This is a genomic window from Saccharopolyspora sp. NPDC002686, from assembly GCF_040295745.1.
Taxonomy (GTDB): domain Bacteria; phylum Actinomycetota; class Actinomycetes; order Mycobacteriales; family Pseudonocardiaceae; genus Saccharopolyspora; species Saccharopolyspora oryzae.
Genome location: NZ_JBEOVY010000345.1, coordinates 1 through 8,138, shown reverse-complemented (window position 1 = coordinate 8,138; position 8,138 = coordinate 1). Strand labels below are relative to the sequence as shown.

At 69.2% G+C, this 8,138-nt stretch carries 7 protein-coding genes and 1 pseudogene; 1 reads left to right on the top strand and 7 read right to left on the bottom strand.

From position 1 onward, the window contains the following. The 6 genes and pseudogenes from ABTZ89_RS31820 to ABTZ89_RS31795 form a co-directional block, all read right to left on the bottom strand. Positions 1-649: phosphatase PAP2 family protein (locus ABTZ89_RS31820; protein WP_351051696.1), on the bottom strand; the 649-nt coding region annotated here is incomplete at its 3' end. A 158-nt stretch (positions 650-807) separates the two neighbouring features. Next, positions 808-1,350 carry a hypothetical protein gene (locus ABTZ89_RS31815; protein WP_351051693.1) on the bottom strand — a complete coding sequence of 181 codons (543 nt, stop codon included), beginning with the start codon at positions 1,348-1,350 and terminating at the stop codon, positions 808-810. Positions 1,351-1,401: 51 nt separating this feature from the next. Continuing rightward, positions 1,402-2,376, bottom strand: a complete 975-nt coding sequence (locus ABTZ89_RS31810; protein WP_351051690.1) for an arsenic resistance protein — start codon at positions 2,374-2,376, stop codon at positions 1,402-1,404. Positions 2,377-2,442: 66 nt separating this feature from the next. Further along, positions 2,443-3,006: a type 1 glutamine amidotransferase domain-containing protein gene (locus tag ABTZ89_RS31805; RefSeq protein WP_351051687.1), complete on the bottom strand. Its 564-nt coding sequence runs from the start codon at positions 3,004-3,006 to the stop codon at positions 2,443-2,445. Between the two features lie 81 nt (positions 3,007-3,087). Continuing rightward, positions 3,088-4,473, bottom strand: a pseudogene (locus ABTZ89_RS31800) (sugar porter family MFS transporter); the annotation flags it as partial. Between the two features lie 319 nt (positions 4,474-4,792). Further along, entirely contained in the window at positions 4,793-5,575 is a 783-nt protein-coding gene (locus tag ABTZ89_RS31795) for a DeoR/GlpR family DNA-binding transcription regulator (protein ID WP_351051684.1), read from the bottom strand. A gap of 193 nt (positions 5,576-5,768) precedes the next feature. On the opposite strand from ABTZ89_RS31795, the gene ABTZ89_RS31790 reads away from it, so the two are divergent. Continuing rightward, positions 5,769-7,139 (top strand): Gfo/Idh/MocA family oxidoreductase, encoded by a 1,371-nt coding sequence (locus ABTZ89_RS31790; RefSeq protein WP_351051681.1) that lies wholly within the window; start codon positions 5,769-5,771, stop codon positions 7,137-7,139. A 50-nt stretch (positions 7,140-7,189) separates the two neighbouring features. Here the strand turns inward: ABTZ89_RS31790 and ABTZ89_RS31785 are convergent, their stop codons facing one another. Continuing rightward, complete coding sequence (locus ABTZ89_RS31785; protein WP_270953897.1) at positions 7,190-7,900, bottom strand: GTP pyrophosphokinase; 711 nt, start codon at positions 7,898-7,900, stop codon at positions 7,190-7,192. Positions 7,901-8,138: the final 238 nt, after the last annotated feature.

The following is an 8,138-nucleotide window of genomic DNA, read 5'->3' as shown; positions in this document are numbered from 1 at the left end:
CGGCCTCCAGCGTGAAGCCGCCCGCGAACACGCTGAGGCGCTGCCACAACGTCCGCTCCTGCGGCGTGCACAGATCCCAGGACAGCTCCATGACCGCCGACACGAGCGCACCGAAGAGCAGGCCCACCAGCGCGTCGTGCGGGTAGTGGGCGCCGACGAAGACCCGGGAGAACGCCGCGCCCATCGCGAGGAGCAGGGCCGGGATGCCGAGCTTCCGCCAAGCGACCAGCACGCCGATCGCCGCAGCGCCCGAGATGACAGAGTGGTTGCTGGGGAAGGACCAGTCACCCGGCGCCGGGCACTCCACGATGGTCGTCACGTGCATCGCCCGGCACGGCCGGTTCTCCTGGATCAACGACTTGAGGATCTCGCTCAGCGCGTAGGCCACCCCCACAGCCACCACGCCGAGCAGCGCGATCGCCATCGATCGCGCGGGCATCCGTCGTGCTCGCCAGCAGGAGAGCAGCAAGAAGCCGAAGAGCAGCACCAGTGCCGCCTCGGTGAAGAAAGCGGCGAAGGACTGCACCCATTCCGGAGTCCCGGCGGCGAAACCCACGACGTCGCGGTAGAGCTCCGCGCTGATGTCGGGTACGCCGCCGGCGTTGTCCGGGTTGCCCGCGCCCGCTGGTGTCCGCCCGGCTTGCACCATTGCTGCCGATCGGTGTTCTAACACGTGTTGACCTGCCATCCATTTCGACTCGAACCCCTCGTGGAGGGGGAGACGGCACCAGGTCGGCGGTAGCGGGGGCACCGGGGTGCACCGTCCGCGGGGGTGTCCTGAGCCAGGTTCAATCCGCCGGAGCCGTCTCAGCCAGGGTAGCCAGGCGGGAGCGGGGTCGGCTGACGCGCTCGGTCGATCCCGCCAGCGACGAACTCCGAGACCGCGTGAACGGCGTGCTGCCGCAACAGCATCACGGTGACCGGGTCGTCGGACACCTCGGTCACCCGCACCCCGCCGGGCAGCCGCTCCACCTGCAGGTCCACCGCCTGGTGGTGCGCGAAAACCGCTGCGAACAGGGGATCTTCCTGCCGGATCGCCGCGCCTCGCCGCAACCGCGACCGCATCTGGTCGACGTGTTCGCGGATGCGCGCGGCGAGATCGGCGGCCGGACTGGTGGTCGTCGCGCGGATCCCGTACGAGTAGTGCTGGACCTCGCGCCGGATTTCGCCGTGTCGTACCAGAAGGTCCTGGATGACCAGCATGTCGCGCACCAGGTCCGGATCTTCGGCGTTGTCCGGCGTGAGCATCCAGGCGGGCAGCGGTTGGTTCCGCGGTCGCTGCCCGCACGCGGTGAGCAGCACGGCAGCGACCGCCAGGAACTCCCGTCGCGAACACGTGCGGTGCGACATGCGCGATCCCGTCGAATCGGATGTACTGGCACCAGGATGCGCCCCGCGCGGTCAGCGCGCAGCGGGCAGCAGGCGCGGGATCGCCCGCACGTAGACCATCATGCCGATGACCTCGACCAAGGTCTGGGCGACCACGACGATCGCGGCCACCGCCAGGTGGTCCGGCAGGGCGAGCGCCAACGGCAGCACGACCAGCGAATTGCGCGTCGCACCGGTGAACACCACCGCACGACTGTCCGATGTGTCCAGTCCGAACAGGCGCGCCACCGCCATCCCGGCGAACGGCATCACCACCAGGAACGCGACGTAGTGCGGGACCACCTGCGCCACGTCGCCGATCCGGCCGTCGAGCGCCGGGACCTGCGAGGCGACCACGGTCAGCAGCGCCACGGCCATCAGCGGCACCATCGCCCCGCCCGCGGCGTCGGAGACGGCCCGGCCCGCCGGCTTCCGCGCCGCCCACGCCTGCGTGGCCCAGGCCAGTGCGAGCGGAACGACGATCAGCACCAGGAACGCCTCGACGAACGGGCCGGCCTCCACGACCTCGACCAGGCCACGTCCCAGGAACAACACCAGGAACACCGGCAGCAGGAGCATCTGGGCGACCAGCAGCAGGGGAGTGGCGGCCAGCAACCGCTGGCTGCTGGCACCGGCCAGCCCGGAGAACACGATCACGTAGTCCACGCACGGCGCGAGCAGGACCAGCAGCACTCCCAGCTGCACGGCGCGATCAGCGGGCAGGAACGCGAACAGCATCGCGACGACCAGTGGCACCGCGACGAAGTTCACCACCAGCACTGCTGCGAGGAACCGCCCTGCGCGCAGCGACTGCGCGAACTCCGCGACCGGGACCTGCAAGAACGTCACGTACAGCAAAAGGCCCAGCACAGGATTGATGAGCGGTTCGAGGCCGCTGCCCGCGACGGGCGCTGACCAGCCCAGGAGCGCACCGAGGGCGATCGCCGCGAGGTAGATCCCGACCTGGTGCCGCTCCAACGCGGCCACCACGCCCCGCTGCTGTCCCACGTGCTCTCCTCCTGGCCCCGGATGCGATCTGCCCGATTCTGTCCGGTGCCGGGTGGAGGCCGTGCGTCAGGTGCGCGCGACGGGCTCGGTGGCGGCGATCAGCTCGACCAGCTTCGCGTTGAACGCGGGCAGGTCTCGCGGTTGCCTGCTGGTCACGAGGTTCCGGTCGACCACCACTTCCTCGTCGAGCACCTCAGCACCTGCGTTGCGGAGGTCGGTGCGGATGCTGAAGAACGAGGTCAGCCGGCGCCCGCGCACCACGTCGGCCTCCACCAGCGTCCACGGGCCGTGGCAGATCGCGCCGACGGGCTTGCCGGAGTTGACGAAGTCCCGGACGAACGCCACCGCGTCGGTGTCGCGGCGCAGGTTGTCCGGGTTGATCGTGCCGCCCGGCAGGATCAGGGCGTCGTAGTCGTCCGCAGCGGCTTCGGCGACCTGGCGGTCGACGGTGAACCGGTCGCCCTTGTCGATGTCGTGGTTCATGGCCTGGATCTCGCCGCGGTGCGTCGAGAGCAGCTCCGCACGTGCTCCGGCTTCCTCCAGCTCCGCTCGCGGCCGGTCCAGCTCGACCTGCTCGACCCCGTCGGCGGCGAGGATGGCCACCCGTCGCCCGCTCAGTTCCCCGGTCATCGCCTGGTCACCCCTTCCGCTCGCAGCATCGACCTACGTCCCAGCGTCCTCGACCTGTTCGAGGCTGCAAGTCGGTTCCCGTCAGTCCTGGGGCCAGCGGGCACCGTTCTCCCAGTAGGTGCGGATGCTCTCCAAGGAGCGGCCCTTCGTCTCCGGGGCGAACCGGTAGACGAAGACCCAGGAGATCGCCGCCAGCGCGAGGAAGATGCCGAACGTGGGGGCACCGCCCAGGCCGTCCATGAGCGGCAGGAAGAACTGGGCCACGATCAGGTTCGCCACCAGGTCCGCGGTCAGCATCAGCGAAGCGCCGAGAGCGCGCAGGCGTGCCGGGAAGCTCTCCGAGGCGAACACCCACACCAGCGAGCCGAAGCCGAAGTTGAACCCGGCGGTGAACACCAGGATCGACGCGAAGCCCCACCACGATCCGCCGCCGTCCAGCGAATCGGTGGCGAACACCAGGATCATCGCCAGGCTGGACGCGATCATCGTCGCGATCCCGCCCAGCAGGATCGGTCGGCGCCCCACCCGGTCCACCACGAACAGCGAACCGATGGTGGCCAGCAGCGCCGCGCCCTGCACGATCGCGGGCAGCCCGAGCACCGTGGCGTGGCCCTGGAAACCCATCTCCTCGAAGATGATCGGGCTGTAGTAGGTGACCGCGTTGATCCCGGTGATCTGCACCAGGAAACCGAGGACCAGCACGAACATCGTGGCCGTCGCATAGGGCGAGCGGAACATCTCGGCGAGCTGCCCGCCGCGCCGGCTGTCGATGTCCGCGCGGATCTCGGCCAGCTCCCGGTCGACGTCCGCACCGGGATCGACCTGCTGCAGGGTTCGCCGCGCTTCCTCGTGGCGTCCTTTGAGGACGTACCAGCGCGCCGTGTCCGGCAACTTCACCAGCAGGAACAGCACCAGCACCGACGGCACGGCCGACAGCGCGAGCATCAGCCGCCAGTTCCCGGAACCGGCGAGGCTCCAGTCGACGAGGTAGGCGATGAGGATGCCGGTGACGGTGGCGACCTGGTAGCCGACGACCAGCGCGCCGCGGATCGCGGCCGGCGCGGATTCGGCCAGGAACACCGGCGTGACCACCAGGGACAAGCCGATGCTGATGCCGAGGAAGAACCGCGAGACGTCCAGCCACAGGATGTCGGAGACCAGCCCGGACCAGACGGCGAACACCGCGTAACCGGCCACCACGAGTAGCATGGTCGCCTTCCGGCCGATGGCGGTGGCCAGCTTGCCTGCGAGCAGGGCGCCGACGATGTTGCCCGCGACCAGCACGGTGGTCACGCTGCCCTGAAGCGAGGGGGACAGGCCCATCTCGTCGGTGATGAACAGCAGCGCGCCGGAGATGTTGCCGATGTCGTAGCCGTAGATCACGCCGATGGTCGCCGCGGCGATGGCGATCCGGCGGGCTACGGGCGAAGTGGTGCTCAACGTGGTGGAGGCTCCGGACATGACACGCTCCTCATTGCGATCAGGTTCCGAGGAATTCCAGGAGTTGCTCGACCTCCTGTTCTGCGCTGATTTGCGAAAGGTCTTGCGCCGATCAAGGTTTCAGATGTTTCTGACTGTGCACCGAGGACAGTCGTGATCTGGTCGTTCGCGGAGGAGTGCGCCGTGGACCGTCGCGGCGGTCATGTACTCGCCAGCGCTAGGGCTGGCCGGTGAACCGGACGGCGTCATCGCGCGTTCCTTCCGAAGGCGTCGGCGGAGGAAACAGCGCGAGTTTAGGGCGATCGAAATTGATCGAGCAATGCTCCATTTGCTCACTATCGAGCAGTCAGGCGGTCAGCACCGTCGTTCCAGCCGCCTCGAAGGCGTCGAGCACCTCGGCGTCGACGCCGGTGTTGGTGACCAGGGTGTCGATGGCGTCGGTGGCGCAGATCTGGGCGAACGCCCGCCGGTTGAGCTTGGAGCTGTCGGCGACCACGGCGACCCGTGCCGCGCGCGAGGCCATCAACCGGTTGATGCTGGCCTCGCCCTCGTGGTGCGCGTAAGCGCCGTGCTCCGGATCGATCGCGTCGACGCCGAGGAACAGCAGGTCCAGGGTGATCTCCTGCAGGATGTGGGTGGCCAGCGGCCCGGTGAGCTCGAAGGACTGCTGGCGCGCCACACCGCCGGTGACCACGATCTTGATGTGCGGCCGCACCACCAGCTCGTTGGCGATGTTGAGCGCGTTGGTGACCACGGTGAGCCCGGGGGAGCCGGGTTCGGCCAGGTCTGCGCGGGTGGCCAGGCTGCGCGCGACCTCGGTGGTGGTCGTGCCGCCGTTGAGCCCGATCACCATGCCCGGCTGGGCCAAGCGCGCGGCCGCGGCGCTGATCCGCTGCTTCTCCGGTGCGTGCCGGGCGGCCTTGTGCCGCAGCGGCAGGTCGTAGGCGATGCTGGTGGCGACCGCGCCGCCGCGAGTGCGGGCCAGCAGCTGCTGCTCGGCCAGGTGGTCGAGGTCGCGGCGGATGGTGGCGGCGGAAACGTCGAGCTCGGCGGCCAGCTCCTCGACGTCGGCGCGTTCGCGCTGGCCGACGATGTCCAGCAGTTTGCTCAGCCGTTCGTGCCGGTTCATGCCCAGTCCCCTCCGCGCAGTTCGCAGGCAACCTACTACAGCGGACGTCGCCCACCGGGTTGCGGCGAGCTGCGGCCGCGTGCCGCCGAACGGATCAGCCGCGAAGCCGCCGCGCGTCGGTACTGGCCCGAAATGCGATGTGCGATTGTGCGTGAATCGAGGTGAATACACGCAGTTTCACGCAGGAGGCGTTATGGTCGAGCATCCGCGCAACGCCCTGTCCCGGCGGACCCTGCTGCGCTCCAGCGCAGCGGCGGGGGCCGGGCTCAGCTTCGCCGGTCTGGCCCCCGCCGCGACAGCGCAGAGCGCGTGGCCCGCGGCCAAGGGCGAAACCATGATGGGTGTGCCGTTCGAGGCGCACGAGACGGTCCGCGTCGGCATCATCGGCTTGGGCAACCGCGGTGCGAGCATGCTGCCGCTGTTCCTGGCCCTGGACGGCGTCGCGATCACTGCGGTGTGCGACACGAGAGCCGAAGCGGTGGAGGAAGCAGCGCGCGCGGTGGTCGAGCAGGGCAGACCCGAGCCGGCCAAGTACAGCGCGGGCGAGCACGACTTCGAGAAGATGCTCGCCAGGGACGACATCGACTTCGCCTACATCGCCACGCCGTGGGAGTGGCACGCGCCGATGGCGGTGGCGGCCATGCGCAACGGCAAGCACGTCGGCGTCGAATGCCCGATCGGCGTGACCGTCGACGAGCTGTGGGAGCTGGTCGACGTCTCCGAGCAGACCCGCCGGCACTGCATCCAGCTGGAGAACTGCTGTTACGGCCAGAACGAGTTGCGCGTCCTGCGCATGGCCCACGACGGCATGTTCGGCGACCTGCTCTACGGCGCGGGTGCCTACCTGCACGATCTGCGCGAACTGCTGTTCTCCAAGACCTACTACGCGGGGCAGTGGCGGCGCGCCTGGCACACCAAGCTCAACGGCGACCTGTACCCGACGCACGGCCTCGGCCCGGTCGCCGCCTACCTGGACGTCAACCGCGGCGACCGGCTGGTGCGGATCACCTCGATGAGCACTCCGGCACGCGGTCTGGCCGCCTACCGGCAGGAGAACCTGCCGCCGGACGACCCGGCGTGGCAGGAGCGCTACGTCAAGGGCGACGCGACGATGAGCCTGATCCAGACCGAGCAGGGCCGGGTCGTCCACCTCGTGCACGACGTCTCCAACGGCCGCCCCTACAGCAGGCTGAACCAGCTTCAAGGCACCAAAGGCGTGTTCGAGGACTACCCGCCGCGGATCTACCTGGAGCCCACCGGCACGCCGCACGAGTGGGGCAACTGGGACGACTACGCCGAGCACGACCACTGGCTGTGGAAGGACGTCGGTCCCGGACCTGGTGGGCACGGCGGCATGGACTACCTGATGCTCTACCGCCTCGCGCAGACCTTGCACCTGGGGCTGCCGCCGGACATCGACGTCTACGACTCGGCCACGTGGAGCGCCCCGTTCGCGCTGAGCGCGCAGTCCGTCGATTCCGGTGGTGCGCCGGTCGACTTCCCGGACTTCACCCGCGGCCGCTGGACCGAGCCGCACCCGGGCGTCGATTCGCCCAAGCCGTGACGGGTGGGAATTCGTCTTCCGGTTCGACCTGAGGCGTACGCCTTTCGCCTCTAACCGGGTGCCCCTTCGCTGCGCTCGTGCAGCGAAGACATCTGAGCGTCGAGTCCGGCAGCGGTCTCGGCGGCCGCCTTGAGCTCGGCGGCGAAGCCCTCCGGTACTTCGCCGCCGCTCTTGTAGAGCAACTCGTGTTCGACGGCGGCCCAGAAGTCCATCGCGATGGTGCGCAGCTGGAGTTCGACGGCGACCTGCTCGGTGCGGTCGGACAGGTGCACCGGCACGTTGATGATCAGGTGCAGGCTGCGGTAGCCGTTCGGCTTCGGCTCGGCGATGTAGTCCTTGGTCTGCACGATCTCGATCTGGTGCTGGCGGAGGAGATCGCGGACGAGGTAGACGTCGGAGATGAACGGGCACACGACGCGCACGCCGGCGATGTCGGTGAGGTGCTCGCGGGCCGCCGCCGGGTCGACCGGCAACCCGCGCCGGGCGAGCTTGGCCGCGATCGCCTCCGGGCGCTTGATCCGCGAGGTGATGTGCTCGATCGGATCGTGCTCGTGGGAGTACTCGAACTCCTCGCTCCAGATCCGCAGCTTGGTCATGAGCTCGTCGACGCCGAACTTGTGGACCATCAGCAGGTCGCCGGTCCGGCGCATGAAGGCGAGGGCGTCGTCGCGGTCCATGTCGCCGAGCTGCTCGATGGCGCTGCGCTGCGGGTAGGGCCACCCGCGCGAACCACCGCGCGATGATCTTTTCGCGGAGCCCATCGACGCTCCCCCTCCCAGGCTTCCCGGCTCCACTCTAGGCCGGACCGGGCGGAGTGCTCGGGCGCGCGGAAGCTCTGGCCCATCTGTGAGGGGAACTCCGACGTGTGCACCGAGCGGCTGGTGAGCCGGGCGGGATTCGTGCGAGGGATGAGTATTCGATTTCCGGTGGGTGGGCGGCCCCGACCGCCGCCCACCCTTTCCCCGAATGCCGGATGGAACCCCCGACGCTCCACCCGAC